Source organism: Pseudaminobacter soli (ex Zhang et al. 2022) (assembly GCF_014595955.1).
Classification (GTDB): Bacteria; Pseudomonadota; Alphaproteobacteria; order Rhizobiales; family Rhizobiaceae; genus Kumtagia; species Kumtagia pseudosoli.
Genome location: NZ_JABVCF010000011.1, coordinates 166219 through 183406, shown reverse-complemented (window position 1 = coordinate 183406; position 17188 = coordinate 166219). Strand labels below are relative to the sequence as shown.

General features: G+C 63.1%; 11 protein-coding genes and 2 pseudogenes. 5 read left to right on the top strand and 8 right to left on the bottom strand.

Annotated elements, in window-relative coordinates:
* Positions 1–66 precede the first annotated feature (66 nt).
* Positions 67–2556 carry an OmpA family protein gene (locus tag HUI96_RS29930; RefSeq protein WP_273033196.1) on the top strand — a complete coding sequence of 830 codons (2490 nt, stop codon included), beginning with the start codon at positions 67–69 and terminating at the stop codon, positions 2554–2556.
* 109 nt (positions 2557–2665) lie between these two features.
* Here the strand turns inward: HUI96_RS29930 and HUI96_RS20420 are convergent, their stop codons facing one another.
* From HUI96_RS20420 to HUI96_RS20410, 3 genes are all read right to left on the bottom strand, one after another.
* Positions 2666–2866, bottom strand: coding sequence for a DUF2905 domain-containing protein (locus tag HUI96_RS20420; protein WP_188256533.1), 201 nt, complete (start codon positions 2864–2866; stop codon positions 2666–2668).
* Between the two features lie 68 nt (positions 2867–2934).
* A complete protein-coding gene (locus HUI96_RS20415) occupies positions 2935–3804 on the bottom strand; it encodes an SDR family oxidoreductase (RefSeq protein ID WP_188256532.1) in 870 nt (289 codons plus the stop codon).
* A gap of 84 nt (positions 3805–3888) precedes the next feature.
* Complete coding sequence (locus HUI96_RS20410; RefSeq protein WP_188256531.1) at positions 3889–4374, bottom strand: hypothetical protein; 486 nt, start codon at positions 4372–4374, stop codon at positions 3889–3891.
* Between the two features lie 192 nt (positions 4375–4566).
* Between HUI96_RS20410 and HUI96_RS20405 the strand changes: the two are divergent.
* Positions 4567–5658: pseudogene (locus HUI96_RS20405) on the top strand (ABC transporter ATP-binding protein/permease); the annotation flags it as partial.
* 155 nt (positions 5659–5813) lie between these two features.
* On the top strand, positions 5814–6251 hold the full coding sequence (locus tag HUI96_RS20400; RefSeq protein WP_188256529.1) for a PPC domain-containing DNA-binding protein: 438 nt from the start codon (positions 5814–5816) through the stop codon (positions 6249–6251).
* 67 nt (positions 6252–6318) lie between these two features.
* Here HUI96_RS20400 and HUI96_RS20395 read toward each other — a convergent pair whose 3' ends face one another.
* Positions 6319–6546 (bottom strand): hypothetical protein, encoded by a 228-nt coding sequence (locus HUI96_RS20395; protein WP_210320251.1) that lies wholly within the window; start codon positions 6544–6546, stop codon positions 6319–6321.
* A gap of 110 nt (positions 6547–6656) precedes the next feature.
* Positions 6657–6866 (bottom strand): cold-shock protein, encoded by a 210-nt coding sequence (locus tag HUI96_RS20390; RefSeq protein WP_188256528.1) that lies wholly within the window; start codon positions 6864–6866, stop codon positions 6657–6659.
* Positions 6867–7265: 399 nt separating this feature from the next.
* On the opposite strand from HUI96_RS20390, the pseudogene HUI96_RS29505 reads away from it, so the two are divergent.
* Positions 7266–7430: pseudogene (locus HUI96_RS29505) on the top strand (PCC domain-containing protein); the annotation flags it as partial.
* A 35-nt stretch (positions 7431–7465) separates the two neighbouring features.
* Here HUI96_RS29505 and HUI96_RS20380 read toward each other — a convergent pair.
* The 3 genes from HUI96_RS20380 to HUI96_RS20370 all read right to left on the bottom strand — a co-directional run bounded on the left by HUI96_RS20380 (position 7466) and on the right by HUI96_RS20370 (position 14171).
* Positions 7466–8851 (bottom strand): NACHT domain-containing protein, encoded by a 1386-nt coding sequence (locus HUI96_RS20380; RefSeq protein WP_188256526.1) that lies wholly within the window; start codon positions 8849–8851, stop codon positions 7466–7468.
* A 676-nt stretch (positions 8852–9527) separates the two neighbouring features.
* Entirely contained in the window at positions 9528–13007 is a 3480-nt protein-coding gene (gene carB, locus HUI96_RS20375) for a carbamoyl-phosphate synthase large subunit (RefSeq protein ID WP_188256525.1), read from the bottom strand.
* Positions 13008–13193: 186 nt separating this feature from the next.
* Positions 13194–14171 carry an SH3 domain-containing protein gene (locus tag HUI96_RS20370; protein WP_188256524.1) on the bottom strand — a complete coding sequence of 326 codons (978 nt, stop codon included), beginning with the start codon at positions 14169–14171 and terminating at the stop codon, positions 13194–13196.
* 366 nt (positions 14172–14537) lie between these two features.
* Between HUI96_RS20370 and HUI96_RS20365 the strand changes: the two genes are divergently transcribed.
* A complete protein-coding gene (locus HUI96_RS20365) occupies positions 14538–17150 on the top strand; it encodes a bifunctional diguanylate cyclase/phosphodiesterase (RefSeq protein ID WP_337918494.1) in 2613 nt (870 codons plus the stop codon).
* The last annotated feature ends 38 nt before the right edge of the window (positions 17151–17188 follow it).

Genomic DNA, 17188 nt, shown 5'->3' with positions numbered 1-17188 from the left:
CCGGAACAAACAAGCTTCAAGCCTGTTGTCGCGGCGACGGGACTTATCCGAAGGGAGTTATATCGTATGAATCGCCATACCCGGATCATGGCGGGCACGGCGCTCGCCACCTTGCTGGCGGCGGGCACCGGCTGGGCCAACGCGGCGCCTTTGGCGCCGGTATCGTCCAGCGTGAAGCCTTCCGCGCATATCCTGCTCGCGCAGGCCGATTCTTCCAGCGAGGAACTGGTCCTTCCGCCAGCGGAGCAGCCTCAGGGCGAACAGTCGCAGGAGGAGCAGCCCAAGCGCAAGAAGCGTGCTGAGCGACAGGCGGCTGAAGAAGCCGCTCAGCAGGAGGGTCAAGGTCAGGCGGAGTCCGCGCAGGAGCGGCGCAAGAAGCGTCAGGCCGAGCGCAAGGCTGCCGAGGAGGCCGCCCAGCAGGAGAGCCAGGGCCAGGCGGAGTCCGCCCAGGACCGGCGCAAGAAGCGCCAGGCCGAGCGCAAGGCCGCCGAAGAGGCCGCCCAGCAGGAGAGCCAGGGCCAGGCGGAGTCCGCGCAGGAGCGGCGCAAGAAGCGCCAGGCCGAGCGTAAGGCCGCCGAAGAGGCCGCCCAGCAAGAGGGTCAAGGTCAGGCGGAGTCCGCGCAGGAGCGGCGCAAGAAGCGCCAGGCCGAGCGCAAGGCCGCCGAAGAGGCCGCCCAGCCAGAAGGTCAAGGCGAGGCAGATAGTGCCGCCGAGCGCGTGAAGAAGCGCCAGGCCGAGCGCAAGGCCGCCGAGGAAGGCGCCCAGCAGGAGGGTCAAGGCGAGGCGGATAGCGCCGCGGAGCGCGTAAAGAAGCGCCAGGCAGAGCGCAAGGCGGCGGAAGAGGCCGCCCAGCCAGAAGGTCAGGGCGAGGCGGAAGGTGCCGCGGAGCGCCTGAAGAAGCGCCAGGCCGAGCGCAAGGCCGCCGAGGAAGGCGCCCAGCAGGAGGGTCAAGGCGAGGCGGATAGCGCCGCGGAGCGCGTAAAGAAGCGCCAGGCAGAGCGCAAGGCGGCGGAAGAGGCCGCCCAGCCAGAAGGTCAGGGCGAGGCGGAAGGTGCCGCGGAGCGCCTGAAGAAGCGCCAGGCCGAGCGCAAGGCCGCCGAGGAAGGCGCCCAGCAGGAGGGTCAAGGCGAGGCGGATAGCGCCGCGGAGCGCGTAAAGAAGCGCCAGGCAGAGCGCAAGGCGGCGGAAGAGGCCGCCCAGCCAGAAGGTCAGGGCGAGGCGGAAGGTGCCGCGGAGCGCCTGAAGAAGCGCCAGGCTGAGCGCAAGGCGGCAGAGGAAGCCGCTCAGCAGGAGGGCCAGACGGAAAGCGCCGCAGAACGGCGAAAGAAGCGTCAGGCAGAAGAGCAGGCCACGCAAGAAGAGCCCGCCGAGGAAGGTGAGTCGGCGGAGCGGCGGCCACGCAGGTCGGAATCGGGCAAGCCGGAAGCGCCAGTCCTCGACAGTCAGAAGGAACAGGCCGCCCCAGCCGCTGAAGACGATGGCTCGGAGAAGACGCGCGCTTCCCATAGGGAACGGGACCGTCGCCGTCAGCAGGCCGAAGAGGCGGCTCCCGCAGGACCGCCCCCGGAAAGCGATCGGGCTGCCCAGGAGGCTGCGCAGCCGCGCGAGATCAAGCCGGTCACCGAGGAGCGGGGCAAGCGCCGCGAGCGGGCGCCCGACGACGAACCGCGTCGCCGCGAACGGCCCGAGGGCGTGGACATCGTGAAGGAGTTCAAGGATCGGGTCATCGTCGAACTCGGCAACCAGTATTTCGTCGAGAGCAACGATCGGCCGCGGCTGACCCGCAACGCCCGCGAGGTTTACTACGAGGATCTGCCGCGCGGACGCACGCGCGAGGTGGTGGTCAGGCCGAACGGCGCGCAGGTCATCACCATTCGTGACCGCTACGGCGACGTGATCCGCCGGTCCCGCCTCACGCCCGAAGGGCGCGAGATCGTCATGGTCTATGCGGATGAGGACCACTACGACTACGACCGCGTGCGCGAATGGCGCGATCCGGGTCTCGACCTGCCGCCGATGCGGCTGGAGATCCCGGTCGAAGAGTACATTCTCGACGCGGAGCAGGTCCGGGCGCCGGACGACTACTACACCTTCCTCGAACAGCCGCCGGTGGAGCGTGTCGAACGGCTCTACTCCATCGACGAGGTGAAGCGCTCGGCCCGTATCCGCGACAAGACCCGCCGGATCGATCTCGACACCCTGACCTTCGAGTTCGGCTCGGCCGACATCCCCGAGGACCAGGTCGCCAAGCTGGAGGGTGTCGCCGAGGCAATTCAGCGTCTGCTGGAGAAGAACCCGGCCGAGACCTTCCTGATCGAGGGCCATACGGATGCCGTGGGCTCGGACATGGCCAACCTGGCGCTTTCGGACCGGCGCGCCGAGTCGGTGGCAGATGCGCTCAGCAACGTCTTCGACATCGCGCCGGAGAACCTCGCCACCCAGGGCTATGGCGAGCAGTATCTGAAGGTGAACACGGAGTCGCCGGAGCGAGAGAACCGCCGAGTCGCCATCCGCCGCGTCACCCCGCTGGTGGCGCCCGTCGCCTCGGCCGAATAGCGCTCCTCCGTCCCACCCACAGGGGGCGAGGATAAAGGCCCGGTCGGCTCCTGCCGGCCGGGCCTTTGTTTTGAGAGTTGTCTTGCCTCGCTGGACGGCTCGCGTTCGATCAGCGATTGACCAGCCACAGGACGAGAGACAGCATGATGCCCACGACCACGCCACTCGCAATCGGCGCGTAGAAGGTGAAATCATCCCGCTGAATCAGGATGTCGCCGGGCAGTTTGCCCAGCCCGAGCCGGCTCAAAAGCGGCCATAGAAGGCCGGCTGCCACGAGCAGAAGGCCTATGATGACGAGCGCACGGGACATGCCCGCATTCTACACCGCCCGCCCCACTCGGGAAGCAGGTCGAGCAATGCGGCGAATTGAAAGGCGCCCTATTCGAAGCTGCGCATCACCTTGGTCGGCAGGCGATCGAACACCTCGTCCGGCACGAAGAAGTCGGCGGCGAGAGGACCTTTTGCGCCTGGCGCATATTTCGAGAAGTCGGTCACACCTTCGGCGCGCAAAACTTCCTCGTCGATGAAGAAGTTGCCGGTCGTCTCGCGCGCCGGTCGGTTGAAGATGGCATAGGCTGCGTCCGCGACGATCTCCGGCGAACGGCTGAGGGAGGCGAGCGCCTCGCCGCCGAGCAGGTTTCGCACCGCGGCCGTGTCGATCGTCGTCAGCGGCCACAGCGAGTTGACCGCGATCCCCTTGTCCGCGAATTCCGCGCTCATGCCGAGGGTGCACATCGACATGCCGAACTTCGCCAACGTGTAGGCGACATGCTTGCCGAACCATTTCGCCTTCATGTCGAGGGGCGGTGAAAGGGTCAGGATATGCGGGTTCTCCGCCTTCCTGAGATGCGGGATGCAGGTCTTGGAGACGAGGAAGGTTCCGCGCGCATTGATCTGCTGCATCAGGTCATATCGCTTCATCTCGGTCGAGAGCGCACCGGTGAGGCTCATAGCGCTGGCGTTGTTGACGCAGATGTCGATGCCGCCGAATTTCTCCGCCGTTGCTGCGACCGCAGCCTCCACCTGAGCCTCGTCGCGGATGTCGCAGGCGAGCGCCAGCGCCCTGCCCCCGGCCGCCTCGATCCCGGCGGCCGCCGTGTGGATCGTGCCCGGCAGCTTCGGGTGCGGTTCGACCGTCTTGGCGGCAATCGCGACATTGGCGCCGTCCCGCGCGGCCCGCAGCGCGATGGCGAGCCCAATCCCGCGCGAGCCTCCGGTGATGAATAGCGTCTTGCCCTTGAGGGACATGCGCGGAACTCCATTCTTCGCTTGCAGCGTTGTGGAGCCAAAGCGCTGTTGCCGCAATCCCCGCTGGATTTTTGGCCTAGTAGGTCAGCGCCCCATCATCCTCCTCGCAATCAGCGAGCCGGCGGCAAGACCCACCGCCAGCGCGCCGAAACCGATCGCGACCGAGCGGGCAGGCAGGGCGTGTTCCCAGCCGGGTGTCAGGCGCTTGGGCATCAGGCCGTAGTCGACCAGCGCCGCCAGCCCGGACACCAATGCGGCCCCGGCGACCGTCCTGCCTGTCGTCTGTCGGCTCTGCGAGATCAGAAGCTGCAGCGGCAGCGCCCAGAAGATCGAGGCCGCATGGTTGGTAAGGAATCCGGTACCGGTGTGTCGCAGGTCCGCCTCTTTCACCTTGCCCGCCTGCGGCCCCTCGAAGAAGTGGCTGGTCGCGTTGATCGGCTGCAGCGGGCTCTTGCCCTGTCCCCGCGCCAGGGCTCCGAGGGTCGCGGTGACGGCGAGATTTGCGATGGTGCCGGCGATCGTCGCGGCAAGTGCGGTGTCCTTCAGTTCCCTCCTGCTGGGTGCGTGCATCTGGCGTCTCCGTTCATCCGATCGGGCAACGCCGGGCAGCCCCGTGCCGTTCCGTTCGGATCGAACTGCGCGCCCCATGAAATCAGGCGCCGCGACACCTACTTGCCGTAAGGTAACCACTCGCGAGGCGGTGCGATGGTCGACCATCCGGTGGCAAGCAGCAGCGGACCGGCGAGAGCCGAGAAAGCCGGCGTGCAGCGCGCCGGCCGCACCGGCGACCCCGGTATTGTTCCGGCCGGCGAGGCAAGCTTTTCGCAGCAGCTCAGGATGATGTGGCGGGCCTTGCTCGGCTCACCGCTGCGCAGATGCCTCATCTTAACAAGCTCGGGCCTGCTCGTGCTGATCGTCGCGATGGCATGCGGCCAGGTAATGCTCAACCGCTGGAACCAGCCCTTTTACGACGCGATCGAAAGGCGGGACCTCCCCGAATTCTTCCACCAGCTCGTCGTCTTCGCCTGGATCGCGGGGGCGCTCCTCCTGATCAACGTCGCCGAGGGCTGGCTCAACCGCTATCTGCACATAAAGCTGCGCGAGGGGCTGGTGCGCGACCTGCTCGAGCAGTGGATGCGGCCGGGCCGCGCCGCGAAACTCGCGCGATCCGGCGAGATCGGCGTCAACCCCGACCAGCGGCTGCACGAGGACGCCTGGCACCTTGCCGACCTCTCGGCCGACCTCGGCATCGGCCTGGCGCAGTCGAGCGTGCTGCTCCTGAGCTTCATCGGCGTGCTGTGGTCGATCTCCGCGGGCTTCTCTTTCCACATCCACGGCACCAGCGTCGATATCCCCGGCTACATGGTATGGGCCGCTCTGGCCTATGCCGGCACGGCGTCGTTCATATCCTGGCTGCTCGGCCGGCCGCTAATTCGACTCAACGCCGACCACTACGCCCGCGAGGCCGAGTTGCGCGCCGCCCTCGTGCGGGCCAGCCAGAACGTCGAAGCCATCTCCCGTTCCGGCAGCGAGACGGCCCAGCGCGGAAGACTGGTCGGGACGCTGGAGGACGTGCTCGCCGCAACGCGAAAAATCATGACGGCGTCGATCCGGCTGCAATGGTTCACAGCGGGCTATGGCTGGGTGACCGTGGTGGCGCCGATCGTCATCGCCTCGCCGGTCTATTTTGCCGGCGACCTCAGCTTCGGCGGGCTGATGATGGCGGCCGCCGCCTTCACCCAGGTGCATTCGGCGCTGCGCTGGTTCGTCGACAATATCGGCTCGATCGCCGACTGGCGCGCCACGCTGCTCCGCGTGGCATCCTTCCGCCTGGCGCTGATCAGGATGGACGAGAAGTAAGAGAGGCGCGCGTTTCCCCGCTCCTCTAGGGGAGAGGTGCCGAGCGCAGCGAGGCGGAGGGGGTCAGTGCCACTACCCTCCGCCAGGGCAGCACATCCGGAACCGCCCTCCTCCTCCCGGGTTGTAACTACAAGCACGGGAGACATGCCATGAAATCGAAGCTTTTGGCCGAAGGCGATCATGGGCGGACCTATGTCGTGGTCCTCGAACCGGGCGACGAGGCGTTCGGCTGCATCCGCGCCTTCGCGACGAAGGAAGGGCTCGACGGCGCGCAGCTGACCGCGATCGGCGCCTTCTCAAGCGCGGTGGTCGGCTTCTTCGACTTCGAGCGCAAGGATTATGCCCGCATCCCGGTGGACGAGCAGTGCGAGGTGCTATCCGCGCTGGGCGACATCGCGGCAGGCGACGACGGCATGCCCAGCCTCCACCTGCATGTCGTGCTCGGCCTCTCCGATGGTTCCTGCAAGGGCGGCCACCTGCTGGAAGCCCACGTCAACCCGACGCTGGAGGTGATCGTCACCGAGACGCCGAAGGTCCTGAGGCGCCGCAAGCGCCAGGGAATGGGTGTGGCGATGATTGATTTGTAGCCCGTTCCGTCGCGCTTCCAAGGCGTCGAGAGGCAGCTTGGTGACTGCCGTCTAATACCCTCTAACGCTACTTCGCCGCGGCCTTGCGCGCGGGGCGCTTCGCCGGCGCCACCGGCTCACTCACGGCCTCCTGCGCCAACCGCAGCGCGCGCAGTTTTGCGGTCTTGGCGTCGCGAGCCTTCGCTTCCGCCTCGATGATGGAGCGGGCGACGTTGGTTGTAGAATCAGCCTTCGACTCCTGTCGGGAAGGACGAGGCGCGTACACGCCGGCCGGGATTTCGGGTCTGTTCTTCATAGGGTCCTTTCTCAAAAGCAAAAAAGGCCGGGCTGACCCGACCTTTCTCCGTTCATCGCGGCGACTGGCGCCAGTACATCCGTGGTCGCCGGACCGCGATACGCTCCGCGTCAGGCAGCCTGCAGGTTCTCTGCGGCGCTCTTGCCCGAGCGGTTGTCCTTTACGACCTCGAAGGAGAGCTTCTGGCCCTCGACGATGGTGCGCATGCCGGCGCGCTCGACGGCGGAGATGTGGACGAAGACGTCCGCGCCGCCCGAGTCGGGCTGGATGAAGCCGAAGCCCTTGGTGGAGTTGAAGAACTTTACTGTTCCGGTGATCATGGCGAATCCTTCCAATCGGCAAGTCTTTAGGCTCGCGCCACCCTATGCAGCGCAATACCATGCACATCGATTTTGAAGAGGAAGATCGCTCGGGGCGTCGAAAAGCACGCCGCAACAAAGTTCAACGAACAAGATCGACAAAGCTATATTTAGGGGGCAACAGCCGCTTTATCAACCCGGATCAGGAAAATATTCGCCACCCCATCCAAAAACCGCGCGCAACGAACAGAAATACCCCTGAGGCAGCACTTTTAGGGAGCAGCCGGTAGCGGTGCTGCTGCATGGTTCACCGCGGCTGGATGACGGTAGCGGCTCCGGTCGTGATCGCCTCGCCGAGCTATTCTGCCGGCGACATCAGCTTTGGCGGACTGATAATCGCGGCCGCCGCCTTCATCAGGCGCATTCGGCGCCTTCTCGGTCGCGGTGGACGGCGTCTTCGGCTTCGAGCGCAAGGATTATGCCCGCATCCCGGTGGACGAGCACGGCGAGGTGCTGTCCGCGCTGGGCGACATCGCGGCGGGCGACGACGGCAGGCCCAGCCTCCACCTGCACGTCGTACTCGGCAGACAACCAGCCCAAGAAGCGGCTCTGTAATACTGCTATGAACTATGACCCTTTCTAAGCGCGGTTGATAGGAGACGCCTTTTTCGCTCGTGTCGTTCACGTAACGTCTTCGAAAGGCGCCTTGCTTGGGAGATCGTCGAATTTGCAAATGCGATCAGGCCAGCCTTTCTCGCTGCCGCCACCGGAATCTTTGAAGCAGGAACAATAATCAGATGGCTGATCTCGCGGAGATCCTTCGGGAGGCTGTTCCACCATTCTGAGGAATCATTGTCGAACACATCATAGGGCTGAAACCCATATTTCTTTCCGAGAACTCCAATCAAATGGTGGTTACTGCAACGTACGTTCGTGCTACGACGCCAAGGGCTTAGATAGAAGGAGTCATGTGGGCCGACCCTGCCCACGACGTAATGTGAGGACAGAAATGCCACCTTGCCTTTGTCAGTCTTCGCCCGATCCGCCTCCACCTCGAATTTTGCAAGCCGCTGAATGAGATACTTACGTTCAAACTCCTCTGTATCAATGTCGATGAGCATTCCAGCGCAGCCTGCAGCCCCGTCCGATTCTGCAAGAATGTGTTCAATAAACTCAAACCCTTCAGGTATGCTCCTCTTAGAGAGAAATAGCGCCGCAAAATATTCTTGAAACGATCTATGCAGAAAAGAAATATTTTCACCCTCTCTGTGCATAATGCACACATTATTAATCAAATCGTACTGAAAACCACTACTGTCTATCTCTACATTTTCGTAGTCGAATGCCGTTTTTGCGTACTTGCTAAATGATGAGTCTGTAAAACCGTAACTTTTGTCAACATAGCTAGAGAAACACAATGTCATAAATACTCTCTTGAACTCATCCAATTCAAGAGATGTCTTAAACTCCCTGTGGTAATCCGGCTTCATTGTGTCATGGCGACGAAACAGTACATCGAACGCAGTTCCGTAGAACACGTGCATTTTAGATGGTATATCTTGGAATTCTTGAAATGTAAGAAGCATCATTGATGCTAAGAGCGGATTAGAGAGTAGTTTTTCGTGCGTCTTAAATAGCCCACCGCGGACGCGGCGCAAAAAGTTCTTTTTGTCTGTTTCATCATAGTCTATACGGCGTATCATTCCCTCCAACTGATCAATCGACAGCGGCATCACCCGATATTCTGCGAAAGCATGCCAGCTCAAGAAGCGCTCAGGATCGGGGCGTGATGAAACAATCATCGCTGAGTTGGGATAGTCAGTCGAGATTTTAAGTATCTGTCGCTGGGCTGCAGCCCTGTTCTTGATAGGTATTTCGTCAAAGCCGTCAAGAATAAGTGTGAAGACGCCAGCCTTTAACCCAGAGAGAACCGCCCTCTCGGTGGAAGCACCGTTATGGATCGAAAAAATGGTTATTGATGTACGCGATGATGCTATCTTCTTCAAAATTTATGTTTCTTAATTCTACAAATACAGGAATCTTTTCTAATAACTCAACGCGAGCAAGTACAGAGAATAAATACCTCATCGTGAATGATTTGCCTGCCCCAAGGGTGGCTATGATAAGGCTTCTCTTGTGCTGCACCTCGAGGCGGTCAGCAAACCTATCAACATGAAGAACTTCATTACTCCCCGATCTCAGATTTACGGGTTCATATGCCTTCTCCAACAAAACCGGATGACTGCTCGATATCAGAGTCTTGACATTGTTGCAGTTACTCAGAGTTGTGGCCAGATATCTTTCAAAGCCCAGAGCAAAGCGTGTCCGTAGTATCGCTACACCTTCCTTGGAGTTCTGCATGACGCCATGGAAAGCTCTCTCGACTAGCTGAGAAATGGAATTGGAAACGCCGCTACTCGCGCCCTGTGCTACCGCCTCTAACAAAATACTCCCCCCTGAAACTGCACTCAACCCAGAGTTACAGTTCGAGGCTGAAATTGCAAATACGACTTGGAGAGCACAGAAGCCATATCCACAGGGCGGATTGTATCAAGTAGTCTTCCCACTCATCCGCACTCACCTTGCAGCAGCTCTGAGACGAGGAGCGATATGTAGGGGAGCCGAGCCCTTCCCTTAGCCTGCCGGCATCGTCTTCACGCACCTAGAATGCAGCGGCCGCCCTCAGAAATAACTCTGCAGCGGCCTGACCTCCAGGCTCCCTGCCTTCAGCGCCGCGATCGCTTCGGCCACCGAGGCCATGCCGGCGAGGGTGGTGTAGTACGGCACCTTCTGCATCAGCGTGGCGCGGCGCAGCGATTTCGAGTCCGACAGCGCCTTCTGGCCGTCCGTGGTGTTGAAGACGATCTGCACCTGGCGGTTGCGGATGGCGTCCTCGATGTGCGGGCGGCCCTCCAGCACCTTGTTGACCTTTTCGGCCTCGACCCCGTTCTCCTTCAGGAAGCGGGCGGTGCCACCGGTGGCGAGCACCTTGAAGCCCAGGCCCGCCAGCCGCTTGACCGAGGGCAGCACCCCGGCCTTGTCCTCGTCACGCACCGAGACGAACAGCGTGCCCGAGCGTGGCAGGTCGACGCCGGCGCCGAGCTGCGCCTTGGCGAAGGCCAGCGCGAAATCGCGGTCGAGGCCCATCACCTCGCCCGTCGACTTCATCTCCGGCCCGAGCAAGATGTCGACGCCGGGGAAGCGCGCGAACGGGAACACCGCTTCCTTCACCGCGATGTGGCCGGGGTTGCGGGCGTCCGGCTTGGCGCCGTAGTGCGCGAAGGCGGCGTCGAGCCCCTCCCCCGCCATGATGCGCGCCGCGATCTTGGCGATCGGCTTGCCGATGGTCTTTGCCACGAACGGCACGGTGCGGCTCGCGCGCGGGTTGACCTCCAGCACGAAGATCGTGCCGTCCTTGATCGCGTACTGCACGTTCATCAGCCCGCCGACATTGAGCGCCTTGGCGAGGGCGGCCGTCTGGCGCTCCAGCTCGTCGACGAGGTCGGAGGGCAGCGAATGCACCGGCAGCGAGCAGGCGGAGTCGCCCGAATGGATGCCGGCCTCCTCGATGTGCTCCATGATGCCGGAGACATAGGTGTTCTGGCCGTCGCACAGGCAGTCGACGTCGACCTCGATCGCGCCCGAAAGATAGGTGTCGAACAGCAGCGGGTTCTTGCCCAGCAGCGTGTTGATCTGGCCGGTCTTGTCGTTGGGGTATTTCTGCTTGATGTCCTCGGGCACAAGGCCGGGCACGGTGTCGAGCAGGTAGCTCTGCAGCATGCCCTCGTCGTGGATGATCTGCATGGCGCGGCCGCCGAGCACGTAGGACGGGCGCACCACCAGCGGGAAGCCGAGTTCGCCGGCCACCGTGCGCGCCTGCTCGACCGAATAGGCGATGCCGTTCTTGGGCTGGGTGAGGTCGAGCTTCTGCAACAGCTTCTGGAAGCGGTCGCGGTCCTCTGCGAGGTCGATGGCGTCGGGCGAGGTGCCGAGGATCGGGATGCCGTTCTTCTCCAGCGCTTCGGCGAGCTTCAGCGGCGTCTGCCCGCCGAACTGCACGATGACGCCGACGAGTTCGCCGCGGCTCTGCTCCATCTTGAGGATCTCGATCACGTCCTCGGCCGTCAGCGGCTCGAAATAGAGGCGGTCGGAGGTGTCGTAGTCGGTCGAGACCGTCTCCGGGTTGCAGTTGATCATGATGGATTCGTAGCCGGCCTCGGCGAGCGCGAAGCAGGCGTGGCAGCAGCAATAGTCGAACTCGATTCCCTGGCCGATGCGGTTCGGGCCGCCGCCGAGGATCACCACCTTCTTGCGGTCGGAGACCTGCGCCTCGTTGGCGGGCGGGCCGGCGAAGGGCACCTCATAGGTGGAATACATATAGGCGGTGGGCGAGGCGAACTCGGCCGCGCAGGTGTCGATGCGCTTGTAGACGGGGCGGACGCCGAGCGCGTTGCGCAGCTGCGCGACCTCCTTGGCGGTCTTGCCGGTCAGCGAGGCAAGGCGCGCGTCGGAAAATCCCATGGCCTTCAGCATGCGCAGGTTCTCCGCGTCCTGGGGCAGGCCGTGCTCGCGGATACGCGCTTCCATGGCGATGATGCCGTCGATCTGTTCGAGGAACCACGGATCGATCCTGCACATCTGGTGGACCTCCTCGAGCGAGGTGCCCATGCGGATCGCCTGCGCCACCATCCTCAGCCGGTCGGGCGTCGGTGTGCCGAGTGCGGCGCGGATGGCATTCTTGTCCTCGCCATGGCCGAGGCCGGGGATCTCGATCTCGTCGAGGCCCGTGAGCCCGGTCTCGAGCCCGCGCAACGCCTTTTGCAGCGACTCTTGGAAGGTGCGGCCGATCGCCATGACCTCGCCGACCGACTTCATCGCGGTGGTCAGGACCGGCTCCGCTCCCGGGAATTTCTCGAAGGCGAAGCGCGGGATTTTTGTCACGACATAGTCGATGGAGGGCTCGAACGAGGCCGGCGTCGCGCCGCCGGTAATGTCGTTCTCCAGCTCGTCCAGCGTATAGCCGACCGCGAGCTTGGCCGCGATCTTGGCGATCGGAAAGCCGGTCGCCTTGGAGGCAAGCGCCGAGGAACGCGACACGCGCGGGTTCATCTCGATGACGACGAGGCGGCCGTCGGCCGGGTTGACGGCGAACTGCACGTTGGAACCGCCGGTCTCGACGCCGATCTCGCGCAGCACCGCGATCGAGGCGTTGCGCATGATTTGATATTCCTTGTCGGTCAGCGTCAGCGCCGGCGCGACGGTGATGGAGTCGCCGGTGTGGACGCCCATCGGGTCGACGTTCTCGATCGAGCAGATGATGATGCAGTTGTCCGCGTGATCGCGGACGACCTCCATCTCGTACTCCTTCCAGCCAAGCACGCTCTCCTCGATGAGGACTTCGGTGGTCGGCGAGGCGTCGAGGCCGGACTGCACGATGTCGAAGAATTCGGCGCGGTTGTAGGCGATGCCACCGCCGGTGCCGCCGAGCGTGAAGGACGGGCGAATGATGGCGGGAAGGCCGACATGGTCGAGCGCCTGCGCGGCCACACCCATGGCGTGGGCCATATAGCGCTGCTTGCGGTCGCCTTCGCCGAGGTTCCACTGGGTCTCCAGCGCGTCGAGCGCGGCGTCGAGGTTTTCGGGATTGGCCGCCTTGAGCTCGGCACGCTCGGCCTCGTGCTTCTTGCGGTCCGCGTCCTTAACTTCGGTGGCGTTGGCGAGCATGGAGCGCGGTGTCTCCAGCCCGATCTTCTTCATCGCCTCGCGGAACAGCGCCCGGTCCTCGGCCTTGTCGATCGCCTCGGCATTGGCGCCGATCATCTCGACGCCGTAGCGCTCCAGAACGCCCATGCGGCGCAGCGACAGCGCGGTGTTGAGCGCCGTCTGGCCACCCATGGTGGGCAGAAGCGCGTCTGGCCGCTCCTTGGCGATGATCTTGGCGACGACCTCGGGCGTGATCGGCTCGATATAGGTGGCGTCCGCCAACTCCGGATCGGTCATGATCGTCGCCGGGTTGGAGTTGACCAGGATGACGCGATAGCCCTCGGACTTGAGCGCCTTGCAGGCCTGCGTGCCAGAGTAATCGAACTCGCAGGCCTGGCCGATGACGATGGGGCCGGCCCCGATGATCAGGATCGACTTGATATCGGTTCTCTTGGGCATGTTCTCGCGATCCGTCCGGGGCGTTGCGCCAAAAACCCGGCGAAGCGGTTCTCGCCGGGCGGCTGCACGATTCTGAAGTCAGGCTAGGCGGGCCTTATAGGGGAGAGATGCCAAAGGGGGAACCCCGAATTACGCGTTCCCATGCCGCAGTGTCCTACGGCGCTCAACGAGCAGAATGGCAGGGTCTCAGTTTCCGAACGGCAGCTTGTCGAGGATCTCGAAGCGTTCGGCCGCGCCGATCCGGATCATGTTGAGCTGCGCCTCGCGGATATAGGTCAATTCGCCCTCGGCGTTGGATCCATCCGGCTTGCCTGTGCGGAAGAAGATGACACGCGTGCCGCCGTCAGGCCAGAAGACCGTCACGTCGGCGGCGCCGTCGCCCTTGCGTTCGACGCTCGCCCGGCATGTCGTCATCGGCTGGCCGAGGTGGCGGGCACAGGGGATCTCATCGGCGTTGCCCGCCGCATTGTTGTTGGGAACCTGAAGCGCCGCTTCGGTGACGGGAGCGGAATCAGCGCCTGGGGTCTCCGATCCGGCGTTGTCCGGCGCCGCCTCAGCGTTCGCGCTGCCGGGCGTAGACTCGTCTGCCGATGGCGGCTCGGGGGCCAAGAGAGCCAAGGTGAGCGCCGTTGCGGCGGCTTCGATGCTGGCTGCCCGCTGCCTGGCCTCCGGTGTCAGATCCGCATCGGAAGCGCCGCCTATTCGTTCCGCCAGATCTTCGGGGATAGGGAGTATGCCGGGTTCCGGTAGATCCTCGGCTGAAGCGGCGGTCTCGAGCACCTGACCGGCCGCGGGGGCGGCTGCCGTTCCGCCCTGGTCGTCCTCCGCTCCCGCGAGCAGATAGCGGCTGGGGGTCCATCCGCGCACTCCACCCTGCTCGAAAGCTTCGATCTCGCACCACTCGTAGTCTTTCACCATGGTGCAGCGCAATCGTTTGACCATCGCCCCGTTTGTGAGACGCGTCAGGACGGCTCCGCCGGGCGTAGGATCCTTGCGGACGTTCAAAAGATCGTTCGGTGCAAGCCCGTGAATGATGGCCACGACCTCGGCCCCTGCGGTCGCAGGCGACAGCTCGGTCTGGGCGGGGGCGCTTCCCTGTCCCGCTGCGAAGCCGGTCGGAAGAACGAGCAATAGACCGGCGAAGGCCCTCAAAGCGATCCGCATTTGCTACCCTCTCAGAACGTACGCCCGACCCATCAAAGCAATTTCTAACAAAGCAGAGGCAAGGGTTGAATCTCGCAAGTATAGCAGCGCCGCCGTATCGAGGCGCCGCAAGGCGACCTCAACCTGACCTAAGGAGAGCGGAAAGCACGAAGATTCGGCAATGACGCGTCCCCTGCGACATCGCCGTAGCAGTTCCGCCGATCACCTTGATGCACTGCCTGTTTAGCTAATTTTTGACCAGCCGTCGAAATCGATGCTTAAATTTTCAATGCAATCTTCGCGATCGCCGGCAATCCCGTGCAGCGAGTGAAGAGCTTGGAACTCCGCCTAGGCCGAAGCCTCAAGAGATTCCTGTCGGCGAGAAGTGTGCCCGCTGCAATCGCAGTCGTTGTGGTGGCGATACTCGGCCTTTTCGCGGACCACCAGAATCAAATCCTGTATGAACAGGACCTGCGGGCTGAGGTGTTCGCCAAGATCAACGTGATCCGGGCCAAGCTGGAAGGCAAGGTCAACGGCAATATCCAGCTTGTTCGCGGCCTGGCGGCCACGCTTGAGGCGGAGCCCGAAATCACTAGGGAACGCTTCGAAGACCTGGCCAGGCGCGTGTTCGATAATGAGAACCAATTGCGGCATGTCGCCGTGTCGCGCGGCTTCACGGTGACCATGGTCTACCCGCTGAAGGGAAACGAGCGCGTCCTTGGGGTCGACCTGCTTAGCGTCGAACGGCAACGCCCCGCTCTTGTCCAATTGAGGGACACGGGGCGGCTGGTGCTGTCAGGTCCTGTCGATCTCGTTCAGGGTGGCCAGGGTTTTGTTGCGCGTCTTCCGATTTTCACTCACTCGAATGGCCGGGAGAACTTCTGGGGCGTCGTTTCAGCCGTCATCGACATCGATCGCCTGTACAGAGAGAGCGAACTGCTGGAAGAGCACGGGCTCGACCTTGCTCTTATTCGCCAGGATTCCAGACGCGCCAAGGGGTTTCAGTTCTTCGGTTCGCCGGCAACCGTGGACAGTGCGCCAGTCACCGCTACCATCGTCCTGCCCTCAGGCCAGTGGCAGATCGCAGCCGTTCCGAAGGGAGGCTGGGACAAGACGCCGGCCAACACCTGGCTACTGCGCCTGCTCATCGTCGTCGCCGGCGCCATGGTGGTGGTGCCCATCCTCGTGGCGGGCCGGTTCTACGATGAAAGGCAACGGAACTATCGGGAGCTCAAGAGAAGCGAGACGAAATTCCGCCGGCTCTCGCAGCGCCTCGAGCATGCCCTCGGCGCTTCCAAGGTCGGGGTTTGGGAACTCAACCTGGAAACACACGAGATGATCTGGGACGACCGGATGTTCCGGATCTACGGCATTCCGAGAAAGAACGGTCCTTTCACCTACGAGGATTGGGCCGGCAGCCTTCATCCAGACGATCTGCAGAGAGCGGATGAGGACTTCCGGCGGCAGGTCGCGGAGGACCGGCCGTTTTCTGCCGAGTATCGCGTGGTTCACCCCAATGGCGAGGTGAGGTACATACGCTCGCACTCGCTCATCGTTCACGACCCGCAAGACGCGCCACGCATGATCGGCGCTGAATGGGACGTAACGGACGACGTCAAGCTGAACAAGGATCTGGAACGGGCCAAGACGCTTGCCGAAACGCGCAGCACCGAGTTGGAGGTCGTTAAGGCGCGCATCGAACACAACGCCCTGCACGACTCGCTCACCGATCTACCCAACCGGCGATATCTGGACGCCGAACTCGAGCGCCGCGCCGCCGAATGCGCACGCGACGGCAAGCGCATCGCCCTTCTGCATATCGACCTCGATCGCTTCAAGCAGATCAACGACACGCTGGGCCACGCCGCCGGGGACGCCATCCTCGTACACGTGGCCAGGACGCTGCGCCAGCGCGTCAGGAATGACGATTTCGTGGCACGCATCGGCGGCGACGAATTCATCATCGTTTGCGAGGTAGGGCCGCATGATGACTACTTGGCCGAGATCGCCGAGCGGATCGTTGCACAGATGCGCCAGCCCGTTCTCTTCCAGGGCCATGCGTGCCGGTTTGGCGTCAGCATCGGCATAGCGACCGAAGGCGGTGGCCCGGAAGTGGACACGGGACGGCTGATGGTCAATGCCGATATCGCGCTCTATCGAGCCAAGAGCCGGGGCCGCAATCGCTTCGAATTCTTCACCGAGACGCTGCAGTCGGAGATCGTGCGCAGGAAGAAGGTCGCCGACGACATTCTCGCTGGACTCGAGAACGATCAGTTCACGGTATTCTATCAACCTCAATTCGACGCAAATACGCTGGAGATCGCCGGGGTCGAGGCCCTCGTCCGATGGAACCATCCGACGGAGGGGCTGCTCACTCCGGACGCCTTCCTGTCGTCGGCGGAGGAACTGAACGTCGTCTCGACCCTGGACCGCCTAGTCCTCGAGCAGGCGCTCGTCAGTTTCGAGCGTTGGAACCGCGCCGGGCTTATGATCCCGCGCATTTCCGTCAACGTCTCGGGTCGCAGACTACGCGACGAGGAACTCGTCGATAGCCTGCGCCGGCTCGATATCCGCCCGGGCACCGTCTCGTTCGAGCTTCTCGAGTCCATCTTCCTTGACGACACCGACGACCATGTCAGTTGGAATCTGGACCGTCTCAAGGAACTCGGAATCGACATCGAGATCGATGATTTCGGGACGGGCTACGCTTCGATCGTCAGCCTGATGAAGCTGCAGCCGCGGCGCCTGAAGATCGACCGACAACTCACGCAGCCGATCGTCAAGTCGGCCCGGCAGCGACAGCTGGTCGAATCCATTGCCGAGATCGGCAAGACGCTGGGGATCGAGGTCGTCGCCGAGGGCGTGGAGACCATGGCGCACGCCCGCATCCTCAGAAAGATCGGCTGCACCAAGCTGCAGGGCTACGCCTTCGGCCGGCCGATGAGCGCAGCAGCATTCGAGGACTACGTCCGCGCCCAGTCCTGGCGCGCTGCCTCCTGAGCCTTAGCCGCAGCCGTCCCGAGGACTATTACTTGTTC